Origin of the sequence: Hyphomonas sp. (assembly GCF_013823385.1) — a bacterium.
Lineage (GTDB): Bacteria > Pseudomonadota > Alphaproteobacteria > Caulobacterales > Hyphomonadaceae > Hyphomonas.
The window spans coordinates 1-17,234 of sequence record NZ_PNMA01000016.1 but is presented as its reverse complement, the minus strand read 5'-3'; the positions used below and the strand labels follow the sequence as shown (position 1 = coordinate 17,234).

The 17,234-nt window shown below is 63.5% G+C and carries 17 protein-coding genes and 1 tRNA gene; 13 read left to right on the top strand and 5 right to left on the bottom strand.

The window, feature by feature from the left end:
* Positions 1-12 precede the first annotated feature (12 nt).
* From C0456_RS10875 to C0456_RS10865, 3 genes are all read left to right on the top strand, one after another.
* Positions 13-969, top strand: a complete 957-nt coding sequence (locus C0456_RS10875) for an acetyl-CoA carboxylase carboxyltransferase subunit alpha (RefSeq protein ID WP_291051684.1) — start codon at positions 13-15, stop codon at positions 967-969.
* Positions 970-978: 9 nt separating this feature from the next.
* Positions 979-1,932, top strand: a complete 954-nt coding sequence (gene thiL, locus C0456_RS10870) for a thiamine-phosphate kinase (RefSeq protein ID WP_291051681.1) — start codon at positions 979-981, stop codon at positions 1,930-1,932.
* Positions 1,933-2,054: 122 nt separating this feature from the next.
* Positions 2,055-4,232 carry a sodium-translocating pyrophosphatase gene (locus C0456_RS10865; protein WP_291051678.1) on the top strand — a complete coding sequence of 726 codons (2,178 nt, stop codon included), beginning with the start codon at positions 2,055-2,057 and terminating at the stop codon, positions 4,230-4,232.
* 369 nt (positions 4,233-4,601) lie between these two features.
* Here the strand turns inward: C0456_RS10865 and C0456_RS10860 are convergent, their stop codons facing one another.
* On the bottom strand, positions 4,602-5,081 hold the full coding sequence (locus C0456_RS10860; protein WP_291051675.1) for an outer membrane protein assembly factor BamE: 480 nt from the start codon (positions 5,079-5,081) through the stop codon (positions 4,602-4,604).
* Between the two features lie 73 nt (positions 5,082-5,154).
* On the opposite strand from C0456_RS10860, the gene C0456_RS10855 reads away from it, so the two are divergent.
* The 5 genes from C0456_RS10855 (at position 5,155) to C0456_RS10835 (ending at position 8,728) form a co-directional block, all read left to right on the top strand.
* Positions 5,155-5,703: a ubiquinol-cytochrome C chaperone family protein gene (locus tag C0456_RS10855; RefSeq protein WP_291051672.1), complete on the top strand. Its 549-nt coding sequence runs from the start codon at positions 5,155-5,157 to the stop codon at positions 5,701-5,703.
* A 106-nt stretch (positions 5,704-5,809) separates the two neighbouring features.
* Positions 5,810-6,844 carry a phosphate acyltransferase PlsX gene (gene plsX, locus C0456_RS10850; RefSeq protein WP_291051670.1) on the top strand — a complete coding sequence of 345 codons (1,035 nt, stop codon included), beginning with the start codon at positions 5,810-5,812 and terminating at the stop codon, positions 6,842-6,844.
* 31 nt (positions 6,845-6,875) lie between these two features.
* Positions 6,876-7,847: a beta-ketoacyl-ACP synthase III gene (locus C0456_RS10845; RefSeq protein WP_291051668.1), complete on the top strand. Its 972-nt coding sequence runs from the start codon at positions 6,876-6,878 to the stop codon at positions 7,845-7,847.
* A 96-nt stretch (positions 7,848-7,943) separates the two neighbouring features.
* A complete protein-coding gene (locus C0456_RS10840) occupies positions 7,944-8,240 on the top strand; it encodes an integration host factor subunit alpha (protein WP_011646182.1) in 297 nt (98 codons plus the stop codon).
* A gap of 17 nt (positions 8,241-8,257) precedes the next feature.
* On the top strand, positions 8,258-8,728 hold the full coding sequence (locus tag C0456_RS10835) for a MerR family transcriptional regulator (RefSeq protein WP_291051663.1): 471 nt from the start codon (positions 8,258-8,260) through the stop codon (positions 8,726-8,728).
* A gap of 34 nt (positions 8,729-8,762) precedes the next feature.
* Here C0456_RS10835 and C0456_RS10830 read toward each other — a convergent pair whose 3' ends face one another.
* Entirely contained in the window at positions 8,763-9,440 is a 678-nt protein-coding gene (locus C0456_RS10830; RefSeq protein WP_291051660.1) for a hypothetical protein, read from the bottom strand.
* A gap of 31 nt (positions 9,441-9,471) precedes the next feature.
* A tRNA-Pro gene (locus tag C0456_RS10825) sits at positions 9,472-9,549 on the bottom strand.
* A 163-nt stretch (positions 9,550-9,712) separates the two neighbouring features.
* Between C0456_RS10825 and C0456_RS10820 the strand changes: the two genes are divergently transcribed.
* The 4 genes from C0456_RS10820 to C0456_RS10805 all read left to right on the top strand — a co-directional run bounded on the left by C0456_RS10820 (position 9,713) and on the right by C0456_RS10805 (position 14,619).
* Entirely contained in the window at positions 9,713-11,362 is a 1,650-nt protein-coding gene (locus C0456_RS10820; RefSeq protein ID WP_291051657.1) for a tetratricopeptide repeat protein, read from the top strand.
* Positions 11,363-11,433: 71 nt separating this feature from the next.
* Complete coding sequence (gene msrB, locus C0456_RS10815) at positions 11,434-11,847, top strand: peptide-methionine (R)-S-oxide reductase MsrB (protein ID WP_291051654.1); 414 nt, start codon at positions 11,434-11,436, stop codon at positions 11,845-11,847.
* Between the two features lie 66 nt (positions 11,848-11,913).
* Positions 11,914-14,151 carry a S9 family peptidase gene (locus C0456_RS10810; RefSeq protein ID WP_291051651.1) on the top strand — a complete coding sequence of 746 codons (2,238 nt, stop codon included), beginning with the start codon at positions 11,914-11,916 and terminating at the stop codon, positions 14,149-14,151.
* A gap of 6 nt (positions 14,152-14,157) precedes the next feature.
* Positions 14,158-14,619 carry a hypothetical protein gene (locus C0456_RS10805; RefSeq protein WP_291051648.1) on the top strand — a complete coding sequence of 154 codons (462 nt, stop codon included), beginning with the start codon at positions 14,158-14,160 and terminating at the stop codon, positions 14,617-14,619.
* A gap of 67 nt (positions 14,620-14,686) precedes the next feature.
* On the opposite strand, the gene C0456_RS10800 is transcribed toward C0456_RS10805, so the two are convergent.
* A complete protein-coding gene (locus C0456_RS10800) occupies positions 14,687-15,142 on the bottom strand; it encodes a MaoC family dehydratase (RefSeq protein WP_035594458.1) in 456 nt (151 codons plus the stop codon).
* 136 nt (positions 15,143-15,278) lie between these two features.
* Here C0456_RS10800 and C0456_RS10795 point away from each other — a divergent pair, with 136 nt between their 5' ends.
* On the top strand, positions 15,279-15,638 hold the full coding sequence (locus tag C0456_RS10795; protein ID WP_291051643.1) for a DUF4870 domain-containing protein: 360 nt from the start codon (positions 15,279-15,281) through the stop codon (positions 15,636-15,638).
* 1 nt (position 15,639) lies between these two features.
* Here the strand turns inward: C0456_RS10795 and C0456_RS10790 are convergent, their stop codons facing one another.
* Positions 15,640-16,974 (bottom strand): GH1 family beta-glucosidase, encoded by a 1,335-nt coding sequence (locus C0456_RS10790; protein ID WP_291051640.1) that lies wholly within the window; start codon positions 16,972-16,974, stop codon positions 15,640-15,642.
* Positions 16,975-17,234: the final 260 nt, after the last annotated feature.

The window sequence follows — 17,234 nt, the reverse complement described above, 5'->3', positions numbered from 1 at the left end:
AGTTAGGCGGCCATGGCAACCTATCTTGAATTCGAAAAACCGATTGCGGAGCTCGATGCGAAAATCGCCGAGCTTGAAGCGCTGGCCGCCCGCAAGGATGGCCCGTCAATCAGCGACGAGCTGGCGAAGCTGAAGACCAAATCGGTCAAGCAGCTCAAACAGATCTATTCGGAGCTGAACGCCTGGCGCATCACCCAGGTGGCGCGTCATCCCGACCGGCCGCACCTTTCCGATTTCATCAACACGGTCTTCGAGGATTTCGAGGAGCTGGCCGGTGACCGGGTGTATGGCAATGACGAGGCCATCATTGGCGGCCTGGCGCGGTTCAAGGGGCGTTCCGTCGTGCTGATGGGCCATGAAAAGGGCCGGACGACCGAAAAGCGCCTGAAGCATAATTTCGGCATGGCCCACCCTGAGGGCTACCGGAAGGCCGTGCGCCTGATGGATCTGGCCGAGAAGTTCAATATTCCGGTGCTGTCTTTCCCCGATACGGCCGGGGCCTATCCCGGCAAGGGCGGGGAAGAGCGCGGCCAGGCCGAGGCGATCGCGCGGGGCACCCAGCGCGGGCTTTCCCTGGGCGTGCCGTTTGTGACGCTGATCATCGGCGAGGGCATGTCGGGCGGGGCCATCGGCATCGCGGCGGCAAACCGCGTTCTGATGATGGAATATGCAATCTATTCAGTGATCTCGCCGGAAGGGTGCGCGTCTATTCTTTACCGGGATGCGGCGAAGGCGAAGGATGCGGCCGAGGCGATGGGCATTACGGCGCCGGAGCTTCTGAAGCACAAGATCGTCGATGGCATCGTGAAAGAGCCGGTCGGCGGGGCGCACCGTGACCCGCAACGTGCAATGGCGGCTGCAGCAAAGGCGATTGATGCGGCGCTGCAGGAGCTGGAGGGGATGAGCCCGGCGGAGCTGCGGGCGCAGCGGCGGGAGCGGTTCTACGCCATTGGCCGCGAGGGCCTGTAAGGGCCGCTGATGGCCGAGAAGGACTGGATCCGCCGTTACTTTGCGCCGCTGGCAAAGGCGCCGGGCGCTGCGGGACTGACTGACGATACCGCTGAACTTTCAAAGGGTTATGGCCCCCTGATCGCCACCGTTGATGCGATGGTGGAGGGGGTGCATTTTTTTGCCGATGACCCGGTCGAGACGATTGCGCGCAAGCTGGTACGGGTGAATGTGTCGGATATTCTGGGCTCTGGCGCCCGTCCGCGGGAGGCGCTGCTGACGCTGGGATGGCCCAAAGAGGGGCGCGATCCCGGACAGATCCGGACATTTTCGGACAGTTTGGGGACAGAACTGGACAGATGGGGCATCCTTCTGGCCGGGGGCGACACCGTAATGACACCGGGCGGTCTCTTCCTGTCGCTGACCCTGACGGGCGAGTGCCTGGGCCCTGCGCCCGTACGCCGGGGCGGGGGCAGGCCGGGGGAGGAGGTCTGGGTGACCGGCGAGATCGGCGCGGCCCGGCGCGGCTATCTCTGGAAGACGGAAGGCCGGGGCGAGGCGCGCTGGCTGAGCGCCCTGCAGGTGCCCGAGCTGCCACCGCCGGAGGTGGCCAGCCTGATCGCCGGCCATGCCAGCGCGGCGATGGATGTGTCTGACGGCCTGCTGGGCGATCTGGCGACCCTGGCGGCGGCGAGCGGGCTGGCGGCGGAAATCGAGCTTGAGCGCGTCCCGTTTGCGGGCGGGGCGGCGGGCCTTGTGGAAATGTTGGACCTTGCCTCATGGGGCGACGACTATCAGCTGCTGTTTGCGGCAAGCCCGCAAGCATCTGGTTTCATTGAAAATTCCGGTTTCAAGGTGACCCGGATCGGGCGCTTGTCAGAAGGGGCGGGGCTCAGCGCCACCCATTGTGGAAAACCTGTTAACTTACCCGAAACCCTCGCCTTCGAGCATGGCCGAGTCGGACAGCCTCCCGCTCGCTCCTGACGCGATGCATCTTGCGCGCGTCCGGCGCGGCTGGCAGGCAAGACAGTCCAACAAGAAAAAGGAACCGGACCGGGATATAACCCGGCTGAGTTTCACTCGGGGAACGCAAGGAGGAAGCCCTAATGACATGGTACGCGCTCGCACTTGGTGCGGGTATATTATCGGTTCTGTACGGCTGGGTTCAGATCCAGTCGATCATGAAAGCCCCAGCGGGCAACGCCCGTATGCTGGAAATCGCGGCCGCCATTCAGGAAGGCGCCAACGCCTATCTGAAGCGGCAGTATCGCACTATCGGCATTGTCGGCGTGGTCGTCGCGATTGCGCTGGTGTTCCTGCTCACCTGGAAGGCAGCGGTCGGCTTCGTGATCGGCGCGGTGCTTTCGGGCGCGGCTGGCTATATCGGCATGCTGGTTTCGGTGCGGGCGAATGTGCGCACCACGGAGGCTTCGCGGCAGGGCCTGAATGCGGGCCTGAAGATGGCGTTCAAATCCGGCGCGGTGACGGGCATGCTTGTGGTTGGCCTCGCGCTGATCGGCATCGTTGGCTATTACGGCCTGCTGACCGGCCCGATGGGGCTGAGCCTTGGCGATGAGGGCCAGAAGCGGCAGATTATCGACTCGTTGGTCTCGCTCGGCTTTGGCGCCTCGCTGATTTCGATCTTTGCGCGTCTGGGCGGCGGTATCTTCACCAAGGGCGCAGATGTCGGCGGCGACATGGTGGGCAAGGTGGAAGCCGGCATCCCCGAAGACGATCCGCGCAACCCGGCAACCATTGCCGATAATGTGGGCGACAATGTCGGCGACTGCGCCGGCATGGCAGCCGACCTGTTCGAGACCTATGCGGTGACCCTGGTGGCCACGATGGTTCTGGGCGGGATCTATTTTGCGGCCACCCCCTACATTGCCGAGATAATGATGCTGCCCCTCGCCATCGGCGCGGTCTGCATCGTTACCTCCATCATCGGCACCTTCTTTGCCAACCTCTCCAAAGGCTCCACCAATGTCATGGGCGCACTCTACAAGGCGCTCAATGTGACGGGCGTGCTGTCCATCGGGGGCCTGGCGCTGGCCATTCATACCGTTCTTCCGGGCGGCCTTGGCGGCACGCTGGAGGGTGCTGGCGCGCTGCTCGGCCTGGTGGACCCGGTGACCGGTGAAGCTGCCCAGATCACGGGCTGGAAGCTGTTTGCCTGCGGTGTGGCCGGTCTCTTCGTGACGCTGCTGATCGTGGTCGTCACCGCCTACTATACCGAGACGAAGTACCGCCCGGTGCGCTCCATCGCGAAAGCCTCGGAGTCGGGGCACGGCACCAACGTCATTCAGGGGCTTGCCGTTTCGCTTGAAGCGACCGCCCTGCCGGCCCTGATCATCATTGGCGGCATCCTGCTGACCTACAATCTGGCGGGCCTTTACGGCATTGCCATTGCCACCACGACGATGCTGGCGCTGGCCGGCATGATTGTGGCGCTCGACGCATTCGGTCCGGTGACGGACAATGCGGGCGGCATTGCCGAGATGGCGGAACTGCCATCGGAGGTGCGCACCACGACCGACGCGCTGGACGCTGTCGGCAACACGACCAAGGCGGTTACCAAGGGCTATGCGATCGGTTCTGCCGGTCTCGGCGCGCTGGTGCTGTTTGCGGCGTATGCGGAAGATCTGAACTACTTTACCGCGCGTGCGGTGGAGGGTTCCTTCTTCCACAATGTTGTCGTCGATTTCTCGATTGCCAATCCGTATGTGGTGGTTGGCCTGCTGTTCGGCGGTCTTCTGCCATTCCTCTTCGGCGGCATGTCGATGATGGCTGTGGGCCGCGCGGCCCAGTCCGTGGTGGAAGAAGTGCGCCGCCAGTTCCGGGAAATGCCGGGCATCATGAAGGGTGAAGTGAAGCCCGATTATGGCCGCGCCGTGGACATGCTGACGCAAGCCGCGATCAAGGAAATGATCGTGCCGTCGCTGTTGCCGGTCCTCTCGCCGATCGTACTGTTCGGCGTGATCCTGGTGATTGGCGGATCGGGCGCGGCGCTGGCCTCTGTCGGCGCCATGCTGCTGGGCGTGATCGTGACGGGCCTGTTCGTTGCCATCTCGATGACCTCGGGCGGCGGCGCATGGGACAATGCCAAGAAGTATATCGAAGACGGCCATCATGGCGGCAAGGGCTCTGAAGCCCACAAGGCCGCCGTGACGGGCGACACGGTGGGTGATCCCTACAAGGACACTGCCGGCCCCGCCGTGAACCCGATGATCAAGATCACGAACATCGTGGCGCTTCTGATGCTGGCGGTTCTTGCCGGACATTGATCTGGCCGGACACTGATTGTCAGTGGCAAAATCAACGGAAACTCCCGGGGGCAACTCCGGGAGTTTTTCCTTGTGCGGTGCACATATCGGCAAATTCTATGACGCGGCATGACGCTTTCGATTGGGCGTGGCCCCGGCGGCGACTATTCTTTCCGGATGCAGAAGCGCCGCCCGCCAGAATGCGGCCCAGAACGCGGCGTAGGGAGGTTCAGCAGGACAAACGAGGCCCCGGTAGGGGCACCGTTGACACGCCAAGCGTCAAGGGATGCCCCGGTGGCCACTGGTGGCCGCCGCTTGCCCCTTCTGAACGAAGAAGGCCGCAGCCGGGTTCCCGGTTGCGGCCTTTGGATTTCTGGAAGGGCGCTCGCCTCAGCGGCGGCCGGTCGGGTTATCCGGCGTGCGCTCGTCGGTGTTGGGCAGGCGGACAGCGCCCACGGTGCCGAAGATCTGTTCCCAGAAGCCGAGTTCGCGGCCACGGGTGGGCGTCTCACGCGAGGCGTAGGAAACGATCTGGCCGTCAGTGACGCTGTAGCGGACGACTTCATCCACGGCGTCGTCTTCGCTGAAGCGGATGGCGACGATGCTGCGCTCCACCACCTTGGGGCGATAGAAGGCGAAACGCTCCTGGATGTCGGAATAGTAGAACCAGACATTCGTATCGAAGAGACCCTCTGTGGAGGGCGAGCCGAGCTGGGCCAGAACGGTCGAGCGGGTGTCTTCGCCCGGCTTGATGTCGATGGGCTGGACTTCATCTGCGATATAGCCGTGGAAATCCCGCGCCGGGCTGAGGCAGGCGGTCAGGGGCAGTGCGGCAAGAAGGCCAGCGGCTACAAGGGAAAGACGCGCCATTTATGGCTCCTATAGGCTTTGACCGCAGACCTAGCGACAGGTAACCGGGCTTGGCAAGCATTGGAGTACAGGGTTGATCGCTTTTTCAGGCAGCTGGTTCCGCAGGCGCGGGGCGCTCAAAAAGGCCGTGGCCGAAGCCCATGGCCGTCTCGTGCGCGAAGCCCTGTTGCCGGTGCACTATGAGACACGCGGCGTGCCCGACACTTTCGAGGGCCGGGCGCAGATGGTGACCGTGATGACGGCGCTGGCCTGCGCGCGTTTTGCCGGGGTTGGCGGGCCGCTGGCGGCGGAGCTGACCGAGCGGCTGAATGCCAGGGTGCTGGACGGATTTGACGCTGCCTTCCGGGAAAAGGGCGTGGGGGACCATTCCATCGCCCGCAAGGTGCGCACGCTGGCGGAGGCCCATACGGGGCTGGGCCGGGCGCTGCTGGAGGCGTTGAGTGCTGGTGATTCGGGGCAGGCGCTGGCCGGCGTGTTGCAGCGCAATGGGGTGGCGCGAGCGGAAAAGGCGGGAGAGCTGGCCGCGGCGCTTCTGGCGTATCAGGCGCAGTTTGCGGCCCAGCCGGATACCGAAATCCTGTCGGGCGGGTTCGCCTGTGGCGGGAGCGTGCCGGCGGTGTGAACCACAATCAGGTGTGGCCCACCGCATCTCTCCCGTTGCTTTGAGGGGCGGCGCCACTTAAACCACGCAAAAATACGCACAACGCCGTAACTGCGGTCTTTTCTCCATGCAGCGCAAACTGACGCTCTCGATTGATGCCATGGGCGGTGATGCCGCGCCGGGTGTCACCATAGACGGATCCGCCGAGTTTCTCGCGGAGCGGCCGGATGCGCATGTGCTGCTGCATGGCGATGAAGCCCTGCTGGCGCCGCTGGTGGCGGCAAAGCCGGGGCTGGCGGCGAAGGTGACCATTGTTCACGCCGCCGAGAAGATCACCAGCGACATGAAGCCCAGCCAGGCGCTGCGCCGGGGCAAGGGCACGTCGATGTGGAACGCGGTGGAAGCGGTGAAGGAGGGGCGGGCCGATGCGTCTGTCTCTGCGGGCAATACCGGCGCGCTGATGGCGATCTCGATGCTGCAGCTGCGCAAGATGGAAGGCGTTCACCGCCCGGCGATGACGGCGCTGTGGCCGACGCTGCGCGGGCGCACGGTGGTGCTGGATGTGGGCGCGAATGTTGAGGCTGATGCCGAGCAGCTGGTGACCTTCGCGATCATGGGCGAGGCGTTTGCCCGCGCGACGCTGGGCATCGAGCGGCCATCCGTGGCCCTGCTGAACATCGGTTCGGAAGAGATGAAGGGCCATGAAGAGGTGCGCGAAGCCCATGAGCTGCTGCGCAACTCGCCGCTGAAGATGGATTATCGCGGCTTTGTCGAGGGCGATGACATCTCTGCCGGGGCGGTGGATGTCGTGGTGACCGATGGCTTCACCGGCAATGTGGCGCTGAAGACCGGCGAAGGCGTGGCGCGGATGCTGGCGAGCCGGATGCGCGAAGCGTTCACGGCCAATCTCAGCTCGAAGATGGGCGCCGCCCTCGCCATGAACGGGCTGAAGCGTCTGAAGGACTTCATGGACCCCAGCAATGTGAATGGCGGCGTGCTGATCGGGCTGGGCGGGGTTTCGGTGAAGAGCCATGGCGGGGCAGATGCCCGTGGCTTTGCGCGCGCCTGCGTGCTGGCCGCTGATCTGGCATTGAGTGATTACCGGACCGAGATTGCGGCCAATATGGCCCGTGTCGGCACCGGCGGTCTGGCAGCAGAGTAACGGCGCGGCGCGCCAGACGAGGATACAGGACATGGCAAAGCGCAGCTTTATCCGTGGAACCGGCAGTTACCTGCCTGAACGTGTTCTGACGAATGACGAACTCTCCACGATGGTCGAGACCACGGATTCGTGGATCCAGGAGCGCACCGGCATCAAGAAGCGCCATGTGGCCGCTGATGGCGAGCTGACCTCCGACATTGCCGTGCAGGCCGCGCGCCGGGCGCTGGACGCCGCCGGCATGAAGCCTGAAGAGATCGACCTGATCGTGCTGGCGACGACGACGCCGGACCAGACCTTCCCCGCCACGGCGACGGCGGTGCAGGCCAAGCTCGGCACCGGCCCCGGCGCAGCCTTCGACGTGCAGGCGGTGTGTTCCGGCTTCCTGTTTGCGCTGGCAACGGCAGATTCGCTGATGAAGCAGGGCCTGTTCAACAAGGCCCTCGTGATCGGCGCGGAGACGTTTACCCGCATCCTCGACTGGTCGGATCGGGGCACCTGCGTGCTGTTTGGCGATGGCGGCGGCGCCGTGGTGCTGGAAGCGGTGGAGTGGGACGGGGCGGACGATGCCGGCATCATCACCCACCATATCCGCACCGACGGGACCAAGTCTGACCTCCTTTATGTTGACGGCGGCGTCAGCTCCACCGGCACCATCGGCCATGTGCGGATGGAGGGGAACAAGGTGTTCAAGCATGCGGTGACCAACATCTCCGCTGCCATCGAGGCCGTTCTGGCCGAAACCGGGCTGACCTCTGAGGACATCGACTGGTTCGTGCCCCACCAGGCCAACAAGCGCATCCTCGACGGGGTGGCCAAAAAGATGAGCATTCCGGAGGAGAAGGTGGTCATCACGGTCTCCGAACACGCCAATACCTCGGCCGCCTCGATCCCGCTGGCCCTGGACCATGTTGTGCGCTCGGGCCGCGCAAAACCGGGCGATCTGATCCTGTCAGAAGCGATGGGCGGCGGTTTCTCCTGGGGTGCCAGCCTCTTCCGGCTTTGACCGGCAAGAAATCTGACACAAATTTAGCTAACGCCTCTGCTAGGAATTCGTTAAGATTGCGGGCTTAGGCTTCATTTAGAGAAACGGGCTGACAGAATGAGCGACCGTACACTTACCCGCGCTGAAGTGACTGATGCCATTGTCCGAGAAGTGGGCGTGACGCGTCAGGAATCTGCTGACCTGCTGGACCGGACGCTGGACCTGATCGGGGCGGCGCTGGAGCAGGAACAGGAAGTGAAGCTGGCGCGGTTCGGGAACTTCGTGGTCCGCTCCAAGGCGGCCCGTGAAGGACGCAACCCCAAGACCGGCGAAGAGGCCCCGATTGCCGCCCGCCGCGTCGTGACATTCCGGCCCTCGCCGATGCTGAAATCACAGGTCGGCGGCGACGATTGACTTAAGGAGGCACCTGCATGACGGCCCTTAAAGCCCGTATTGAGAAGTCAGCAGATGCCTACAGGTCTATCGGGGAAGCCGCCGCTGAGCTTGGCCTCGAAACCCATGTGCTTCGTTATTGGGAAACGCGCTTTCCCCGCCAGGTGAGCCCTGTGAAGCGCCCCGATGGGCGCCGCCTCTTCCGCCCCCAGGACATCGACGCGCTGCGCGCCATCCGCATTCTGGTGCATGAGCGCGGCATGACGCTGAAAGGCGCCAAGGCGGTGCTGGTGCAGCAGGGCGTGGCGGCTGTGCTGACCGGCACGGCAACGATCACGCCCGACACCGCCGCCAGCCCTGCCCGCGAACTGCAGGAAACCCTGGCACGCGCGTTCACCGATGTGCCCACAGACCCCGAGGCCCGCCGCGAACGCCTGAACGGGACGCTGACTGAGCTGTCGGAGCTGAAGCTGCGGCTGGACGCCCTGCGGGCACGGCGGCAGGGCTAACTGGCTATTTCGTTAATTGCCTAGCTTACTTTGGTCAGCGACTTATAAATTGGCTGAGCTTTTGCCTAATTATAGCTTTATCTCCCTCTGAGCGCATCAATCGCTTTCGCGATGTGTGGAGAAACTCACGATAATCAAAAATGACGAGCTTCAACCCATGCTGCGGTAGGAGAGACTGGCGGCGTTGATCATATGCCCGCCGCTGCTCCTTTCGCGATACGCCAGAGATTGTGAGTCTCTTATCAAACAGTGTGACGGATTCGCTATGTTGGAGTTCATGGTACTCAATAACTAGCTGTAATTGGGGATAGTATGCATCGACCGGCAAGCTTTGTGCTCTTCCTGAAACACCAGTATCTCCCTTTAGAAATGGAAAGCGGTGTTGGCGAAGCGCGGTGAGACCTAGAACTCTGTCGCACAGGTCGATCACATAGTCTTCGTCCCGAGAAATGCGCTGTTTGGTCAAAGATGCTGGGGCGCTTTTTCCTAACTTAACCCGTATCCGCATCGGGTGGAACTTCAGGGACGAGATTATACGTTCCATATCTTCATGTTCGGGGCTCCCCCGCACGGCTTCCCAACGTCCGTTGTGTCTATGCCAGTGGAGATTGGCTTGCCTGAGGGCGCTACGGCATATTTTGGGATCGAGCCCATATCTATGGGCGATTTCCACGGCTGTTATGAGATTGAGTTGTGATGTGGAATTGGTCATCAAGGTTCCCAGCTCTCGACACCGATTTTAATGGTCGGAGCGAGAGGATTCGAACCTCCGACCCCTAGTCCCCCAGACTAGTGCGCTAACCGGGCTGCGCCACGCTCCGACCGAGAGGCGCTGTATATGCAAAGCGTTCCTGCGCCGCAACGCCTTATTGCGGTCAGCGCCACATGGAGTTTGGAAGCAGGCGGCCCCCCTGCTCAGGGGATAGGCGCGCCCGGCCATTTGGATAAGCCTGCCCGGCGGATACGCATGTGGAGGCTTCAATCATGTTTCGTGCCCTGATGGCGGGTCTGGTGTTTGGCGTGCTGGCGGGCGCGCCGGCGATGGCGCAGGCAAGTGAGGCGGACATTACCCGCGCCGCGCAGCTTTTTCCTCCGGCGCTGCCGCCGCAGGAGCGCCACGAGCTGGTGATGCGGTATGCCGGCGACGAGACCGCAGCGCTCGCAGACCAGCGCGCGGCGGGCATTGCGCTGGTGGACCTGTGCGACACAGACCGCTACGGGCCCTCCTGCCTGCAGGTGGCGCATACCTTCAACAGCCTCGGCGATGACCATGCCGCCACAGCCCGCAAATATTTCGACGCCGCCTGCAGCGCGGGCGAGGGGGAAGGCTGCAACGAGGCGGCGATCCTGGACCTCAACGGCTATGCCGGAAATGCGCCGCAGGCCCAGAAGGCGCTGGCGGGGTTTCTGAAGGGCTGCGAGCTCAGCCATGCTCTTTCCTGCCAGAATGCGGGCTGGGCTTACCGGGAAGCCAGCGGCACGGCGCAGGACTTTCAGGCGGCACGCGCCGTCTATGAAAAGGGGTGCCGTCTCGATGCGGGAGAGGCCTGTTTCTATTCGGGCTATTACAAGCGCATGGGCCAAGGCGGCCCGGAGGACAATGCGGGCGCGTGGCTGGACTATGCGAAAGGCTGCGAACTCGGCAATGCATCGGCCTGCAACAATCTGGGCGTGCTGCAGGAGAATGGCGTCAGCCGGCCGCAGGATCTGGCGGGCGCGCGGGTCAGCTATGCGAAGGCTTGCGAGGGCGGGAACCGGAATGGCTGCAACAATGCCGGCATCTTTGCGCATTATGGCAAGGGCGGGCCGGTGGACCTGGCGCTTGCCGGGGCAAACTATCGCCGGAGCTGCGAGCTGGACTATGCCGAAGGCTGCTACAATCAGGCGCTGATCAGCTGGAACAGTAAGACAGACCTGCCCGCCGCGCGCCGGGCGGCGGAGAAGGCCTGCGGGGAGGAACATGCCGCAGCGTGCAACCTCGCCGGGGTGATGCAGTTCAATGGCGAGGGCGGAGCGAAGGATGTCGCCTCGGCGCTGAAGAACTATGCGTTTGCCTGCGGGAAGAATGAGGGCATTGCCTGCTCCAACCTGGGCTCGGTGAACTATCTGGGGCTTGAGGGCACGCCGGTGAACTATCCGGCGGCGATGTCCCTGCTCACCAAATCCTGCGAGCTGAATTATGCCGAAGGCTGCCGCAGCCTGGGGATCGCTCATGAGGAGGGCATGGGGCAGGCGCCCGACCTGGTGAAGGCGTACGCAGCGTTTGCCAAAGCCTGCGAGCTGGGCAGCCCCAATGGCTGTCACAAGCAGGGCTTCAGCCTCTATAAGGGCGCGGGCGTGGCGAGCGATCCGCAGGCGGCGCTGGTGGCTTATGGCAAGGCCTGCGAGCTGAAAGTGGGGGCGTCCTGCTACAATCTGGGGCTGATGGCCTATTTCGGGCAGGCCGGCGCCATCGATAAGGCCAAGGGGCGGAGCTATTACCAGAAGGCCTGCGATTTCGGCGATGCGAACGGGTGTGAGCGCTATGGCTGGGCGCTGCGGGATGGGGAAGGCGGGGCGGCCGATGCTGCGGGCGCGGCGGCAGCGCTGGCCAAGGCCTGCTCGCTGGGGCGGACGTCTGCCTGCACGCCATAGGCGGTTCCGCCTTTTTACCGGGGCCGGTGCGCCTTATATCGGGAGGCGAAACTTCACATGAGGAGCCTGCGATGCCCGAAAACAAGCCCCGGCGGGTGACCCGCACCGAGCGCGAATGGCGCGAAATGCTGACCGAGCAGGAATTTGCCGTGGGCTTTGGCGAAGGCACCGAGCGGGCCTTCACCCCCGGCAACTTTGAAAGCGAGAAGCGCAAGGGCATCTATCACTGCAAGGGGTGCGACACGCCGCTCTGGTCGTCCGAGCACAAGTTTGATTCCGGCACAGGCTGGCCGAGCTTCTGGCAGCCGATCGGCGAGGGCCTCCTGGGCACCAAGACCGACTACAAGATCGGCGTGGCGCGCACCGAATGCCATTGCGCCACCTGCGGGATGCATATGGGCCATGTTTTCAATGACGGGCCGCCGCCGACGGGCATGCGCTGGTGCATCAACGGGATTGTGCTGGATTTCCGGCCCGCGGAGTAAGGAAGGGCTGGACAATCGGGGCCGGCTCGCTTCAGATATTTCGAATATCGATAAGCGGAGCCCCCCATGCGCCTTGCTGCAAATCTCGCCGGCCTGATGGCCGCAACAACCCTTTTGACTGGATGTATGACAGTGAACGAAGAGACGGACACGTCTGCGGCGCTGGTGGCAGGCACGCCCGCGGCAACATGGCCGGCCCCGCCGGTGGCCCAGCGCATTGATCACGAGATCACGCAGGTCGGCCGCACGCGGAACGACCCCTATAACTGGCTGAAGGATGAGAACTGGCAGGAGGTGATGCGCGAGCCTTCGCTGCTGCGCGCCGACATCCGCGATTACCTGCTGGCGGAGAATGCCTTCACCAAGACGGTGCTGGAAGACCCGACAGCGGCGCTGCGCGAGGAGCTGTTTGCCGAGATGCGCGGGCGCATCAAGGAAGATGACAGCTCGGTTCCCGACATTGATGGTCCGTGGGCGTATTATACGCGCTTCCGCGAGGGTGGGGAGTATGCCGTGTTTGCGCGCCGGCCGGCGGCGGATGCGTTCAATCCGGAGGCACCTGAGACCCTGCTGCTGGACGGCGACGCGATGGGCGCGGGGCAGGACTATTTTGCCTTTGGGGACATCGAGGTTTCGCCCGATCACAAGTTCATTGCCTATGGCACGGACCTGAAGGGCAGCGAGTTCTATCAGATCCGTGTGAAGAATATCGAGACCGGCGAAGACACCGGCGTTCTGATTGAGAACGCCTATGGGCCAATGGAATGGAGCAAGACCGGCAAGGCCATCTTCTGGGTGGCGCGCGATTCCAATGGCCGCCCGAACGCCGTCTACCAGCGCAGCCTTGAGACCGGCGAAGACACGCTGATCTATGAGGAGCAGGACCCGGCCTTCTTCGTGAACGTCACCACGACCGAGAGCGAGGAACTGATCCTCGTCCTGGCGGGTGGTCATACGACGTCTGAAATTCACTGGTTCCCGTCCGATGAACTGAACCCGACGCTGCGCACCGTTGCGCCGCGCCAGACCGATCACGAATATTCCGTGACCCAATGGAACGGGGAATTCTACATCATCACCAATATTGACGGCGCGGTAGACTACAAGCTGATGAAGGCGCCGATGTCGGCAACCTCACCGGCAGAGTGGAAGGAAGTCATTCCCCACCGCCCCGGCACGCTGATCATGGGGATCACCGCGCAGCAGGATTATCTGACGATCATGGAGCGCGAGAACGGCCTGCCGCGTATCGTGATCCAGGCGCGCGCCGATGGCGCGTCCCATTCGATCAGCTTTGACGAAGCGGCGTATGAGCTGGGACTTGAAGGCGGGTATGACTACAAGACGCCGATCCTGCGCTTTGACTATGCCTCGCCCACGACGCCGGATCAGGTGTTCGATTATGATCTGAACACGCGCGAAAAGACGCTGCGCAAGACACGGGAAGTGCCCTCGGGCCACAACCCGGCAGACTATGTGGTTGAGCGGATCATGGCGCCGTCCTGGGATGGGGCCGAAGTTCCGGTCACGCTGCTGCGCCACAAGGATACGCCGGTGGATGGCACCGCGCCGCTGCTGCTCTACGGCTATGGCTCCTACGGCATGTCGATGCCGGCGGACTTCCGCACGGGGCGTCTCAGCCTCGTCGATCGCGGCTTCATCTATGCCATCGCCCATATCCGGGGCGGCATGGAGAAGGGCTATCAGTGGTATCTTGATGGCAAGCTGGAAAAGAAGACCAACACCTTCAAGGACTTCGTGGCGGCTGGTGAATACCTTGTTGCCCAGGGCTACACCTCCAAGGGCCGGGTGGTGGCTCATGGCGGGTCAGCCGGCGGCCTGCTGATGGGCGCAGCGGCGAACATGGACCCGGAACTCTTCGGCGGCATCATTGCAGCTGTTCCGTTCGTGGACGTGCTGAACACGATGTCGGACGAGAGCCTGCCGCTGACCCCGCCGGAATGGCCCGAATGGGGTAATCCGCTGACGGATGAAGCGGCCTATGACACGATCCTCGCCTATAGCCCCTATGATCAGGTGAGCAACAAGCCCTATCCGGCGATGCTGATCACGGGCGGGGTGACCGATCCGCGCGTGACCTATTGGGAGCCGGCGAAATGGGCGGCCAAGCTGCGCCATGAAGCGCCGGAAGGCGGCCCGTATTTCCTGCGCATCAACATGGATGCCGGGCATGGCGGCGCCTCTGGCCGGTTTGAAGGCCTGAAGGAAGTGGCCACCGAATATGCCTTTGCCCTGGCAGCTGTCGGCAAGGTGGAGAATTTGAAGATCCAGCGCGGGGAGTAGGGCGGGTTGCTCTACAGCCTCGACTGCGAGTTCAACGGTTTTGGCGGAGAGCTCATCAGCCTTGCCTTGTCAGGCGAGGCGGGTGAGCTCTACCTTTGCCGTCCGCATGCGGAGCTTGAGATGCTGGCCCTGCACCCATGGGTGGAGGAGAATGTGCTGCCGCTTCTGGATGTCAGCGGCGCGCGGCCGGTCGTGCTGCCAATGCAAGAGTTCGGGCGCGCCATTCAGGCATTCCTCAAGGATGATGCAGAGCCTTGCGTGGTGGCCGACTGGCCGGAAGACCTCACGCATCTGATGCAATGCCTGATCCTGGCACCGGGACAGATGGTGCGCATTCCGGACCTGACGCTGAAATTGATGCAGGTGTCAGCCTGGCCGACGGATCTGGAGGGCGCCGTTCAGCACAATGCGCTTTGGGACGCGCGGGCGCTGCGGCGGGCGCAGACACTGCATCGCGGTGAAATCTGAGGGCCAAGAAAAAAGGGAGGCGAAGCGCCTCCCTTTGTGTGTCTGGCGATGAAGCCTGGCTGGCAGATCAGCCGTAGAGCACGGTGATCGATTCGGCGACGAGGGCCGGACGGTCCTGGCCTTCGATCTCGACGGTGGCTTCCATCTTCATCTGCTTGCCGCCGGATTTGGCTTCGACCGAGAGGCATTTCTGGCGCAGGCGGACCTTGGAGTTCACCGGCACCATATTGGTGAAGCGCACTTTGTCCGAGCCATAGTTGATGCCGCGGGTGACGCCTTCGACGCGGAGCACTTCGGCGCCGAGCATGGGCAGCAGCGACAGGGTGAGGAAGCCATGGGCGATGGTGGAGCCCATCATCTGCTTGGCTTTTTCCTCGTCCACGTGGATCCACTGATGGTCGCCGGTGGCGTCAGCGAACAGGTTGATCCGGGCCTGGTCGATAAGGTGCCAGTCGGACACGCCGACTTCCTGTCCCGCCAGGGATTCGAGATCGGCGTAGGCAATTTTGCGCGGATTGGCCATGGGATTCCTCCTTGAATGTATAAGACTTCTTCTGGCGCGGCGCGGGACAATCTGCAAGGTTAACTGAGCGTCAACCCGGCGCAGGCTAAGCGGGACTGCCGCCATAACCATGGCCGGGCTGACGAGGGAGGCAGAAATGGCCGAGTCGCCAACGATTTCGATTGAACCCGGTAGCCGGGGCAATGCCAACCTTATCTACTTTCTCTATATTGTGGCACCCGTCTTCTTTCAGGTGCTGGCGCTGGTCGGCGTGGTCATGGCCTATCTCGGAAAGGGCAAGGGAGACGCCCTGATCGAGAACCATTACCGCAACCAGATCAACATCTTCTGGAAGATGCTGCTGTACTGCGTGATCGCGGGCCTCCTGACCTTCATCCTGATCGGCCTGCTGCTCTTCCTGGCCGCGCTGGTCTGGTACATCGTGCGGATCGTGAAGGGCATGCAGGCCCTTGCCGCCGGCGAGATGGTGGAAAATCCAGATAGCTGGCTGCTCTGACCTAGGCCGGAGCGCCGGCCCCGGCGAGCGCGGCAAGCCAGTGGTAGGAAGCCTTGGGCGTGCGCTTGAGGCTGGCATAGTCGACATGCACGATGCCGAAGCGCGGGCCATAGCCCATGGCCCATTCGAAATTGTCGAGCAGTGACCAGACGAGGTAGCCGCGAATGTCCGCCCCGGCGGCGCGGGCCTCGCGGACGGCCCCGAGATAGCGGTCGAGATATGAGATGCGCGCGGCATCATTGACGGCGCCATCAGCGCCCGGCTCGACATCATCGGCCATGCCATTCTCGGTGATATAGACCGGCAGGCGGTAGCGCCGGGCGGTGTCGATCAGCATGTCGCGGAAGGCTTCGGGCTTCACATGCCAGCCCATGAGGGTGGTTTCGGCGCCTTCGGGCGGGTCCATGTTGCGGAAGCCCCAGCGATTGGTCGCGGCGGCGGCGTAGGTGGGCGAATAATGGTTGAGGCCCAGCCAGTCGAGCGGGGCGTAGATGGCCTCCTCGTCGCCGGGGCGGACGCGCGCGCCCATCCACTCCCGTGTGATCGGATCATATTTTCCGAGGAAGACCGGATCGGCCGTCGCGCGGTTCATGGCGGCGTCCATCTTCGCGGCGGCCTGGCGGTCTGCATCGCTATCGGTTGCGGGCATTGCAGGCTGGAGGTTCGGGACTGTGCCGATGAGGGCGCTTGCGGGCAGGTCCGCGCGCAGGCGGCGGGCGGCGGCGCCGTGGGAGAGGTTGACATGGTGGACCGCGTCCAGCCAGGCGTCCCGGTCGCGCAGACCGGGGGCGTGAACCCCGGCGCCATAGCCGAGCATGGTGAACATGTTGGGCTCGTTGAAGGTCGCCCAGCGGGGCACGCGGTCACCGAGGCGGCGGGCGAGCAGGCTGGCATAATCGGCAAACAGCGGCACGATCTCGCGGCTCGTCCAGCCGAGGCCTGCTTCGTGCAGGGCCAGCGGCAGGTCCCAGTGATAGAGGCAGAGCCAGGGCTCGATGCCATTCTTCAGGAGCTCGTCGGTCAGCCGGTCATAGAAATCGAGGCCGGCTTCGTTGGGCTTTCCGCGGCCTTCCGGGAGCACGCGGCTCCAGGAGACAGAGAAGCGATAGGCGGAAAAACCGGCATCGCGCATCAGGGCCACATCTTCCCTGTACCGATGATAATGGTCGCAGGCGACATTGCCGGTATCACCGTTTTTCACCTTGCCGGGGGTGGCGCTGAAGGCGTCCCAGATGCTGGGCGCGCGGCCATTGGCGGCATGGGCACCCTCGATCTGGTAGGAGGCCGTGGAGGCGCCCCAGACGAAATCCTCCGGAAAATCCTTGCCGTTGACCATGTCTCTCTCCCTGTGTCGTCACCTTTGGCGTTCTGAGGGAGAGTGTGCGATGGCGCGGCGGGCAGGGCAAGGGCAGCGGCGGCGGCCGGAACGCGCGGAGGGCGCGGCCGGTGTTTGCTTTTTTCTTGAGAGGTGCCCCACCCCCACCCTCCCCGCAAGCGGGGAGGGGGCCTGTTGCTTTGCGGGGAGAGGGAAGGTTTCAGCGGAGGGCGACTTTTCCCCAGGGCGCGACTTGCCCCCTCCCCGCTTGCGGGGAGGGA

What these genes read in the sequence shown, in the direction of transcription:
- msrB (WP_291051654.1), top strand. Translation starts at nt 11,434, where the DNA reads ATGCCCGAAAACAAGCCCCGGCGGGTGACCCGCACCGAGCGCGAATGG.
- C0456_RS10795 (WP_291051643.1), top strand. Translation starts at nt 15,279, where the DNA reads ATGGCCGAGTCGCCAACGATTTCGATTGAACCCGGTAGCCGGGGCAAT.
- C0456_RS10860 (WP_291051675.1), bottom strand. Translation starts at nt 5,081, where the DNA reads ATGGCGCGTCTTTCCCTTGTAGCCGCTGGCCTTCTTGCCGCACTGCCC.
- C0456_RS10830 (WP_291051660.1), bottom strand. Translation starts at nt 9,440, where the DNA reads ATGACCAATTCCACATCACAACTCAATCTCATAACAGCCGTGGAAATC.
- C0456_RS10875 (WP_291051684.1), top strand. Translation starts at nt 13, where the DNA reads ATGGCAACCTATCTTGAATTCGAAAAACCGATTGCGGAGCTCGATGCG.
- C0456_RS10835 (WP_291051663.1), top strand. Translation starts at nt 8,258, where the DNA reads ATGACGGCCCTTAAAGCCCGTATTGAGAAGTCAGCAGATGCCTACAGG.
- thiL (WP_291051681.1), top strand. Translation starts at nt 979, where the DNA reads ATGGCCGAGAAGGACTGGATCCGCCGTTACTTTGCGCCGCTGGCAAAG.
- C0456_RS10810 (WP_291051651.1), top strand. Translation starts at nt 11,914, where the DNA reads ATGCGCCTTGCTGCAAATCTCGCCGGCCTGATGGCCGCAACAACCCTT.
- C0456_RS10820 (WP_291051657.1), top strand. Translation starts at nt 9,713, where the DNA reads ATGTTTCGTGCCCTGATGGCGGGTCTGGTGTTTGGCGTGCTGGCGGGC.
- C0456_RS10800 (WP_035594458.1), bottom strand. Translation starts at nt 15,142, where the DNA reads ATGGCCAATCCGCGCAAAATTGCCTACGCCGATCTCGAATCCCTGGCG.
- C0456_RS10790 (WP_291051640.1), bottom strand. Translation starts at nt 16,974, where the DNA reads ATGGTCAACGGCAAGGATTTTCCGGAGGATTTCGTCTGGGGCGCCTCC.
- C0456_RS10865 (WP_291051678.1), top strand. Translation starts at nt 2,055, where the DNA reads ATGACATGGTACGCGCTCGCACTTGGTGCGGGTATATTATCGGTTCTG.
- plsX (WP_291051670.1), top strand. Translation starts at nt 5,810, where the DNA reads ATGCAGCGCAAACTGACGCTCTCGATTGATGCCATGGGCGGTGATGCC.
- C0456_RS10840 (WP_011646182.1), top strand. Translation starts at nt 7,944, where the DNA reads ATGAGCGACCGTACACTTACCCGCGCTGAAGTGACTGATGCCATTGTC.
- C0456_RS10845 (WP_291051668.1), top strand. Translation starts at nt 6,876, where the DNA reads ATGGCAAAGCGCAGCTTTATCCGTGGAACCGGCAGTTACCTGCCTGAA.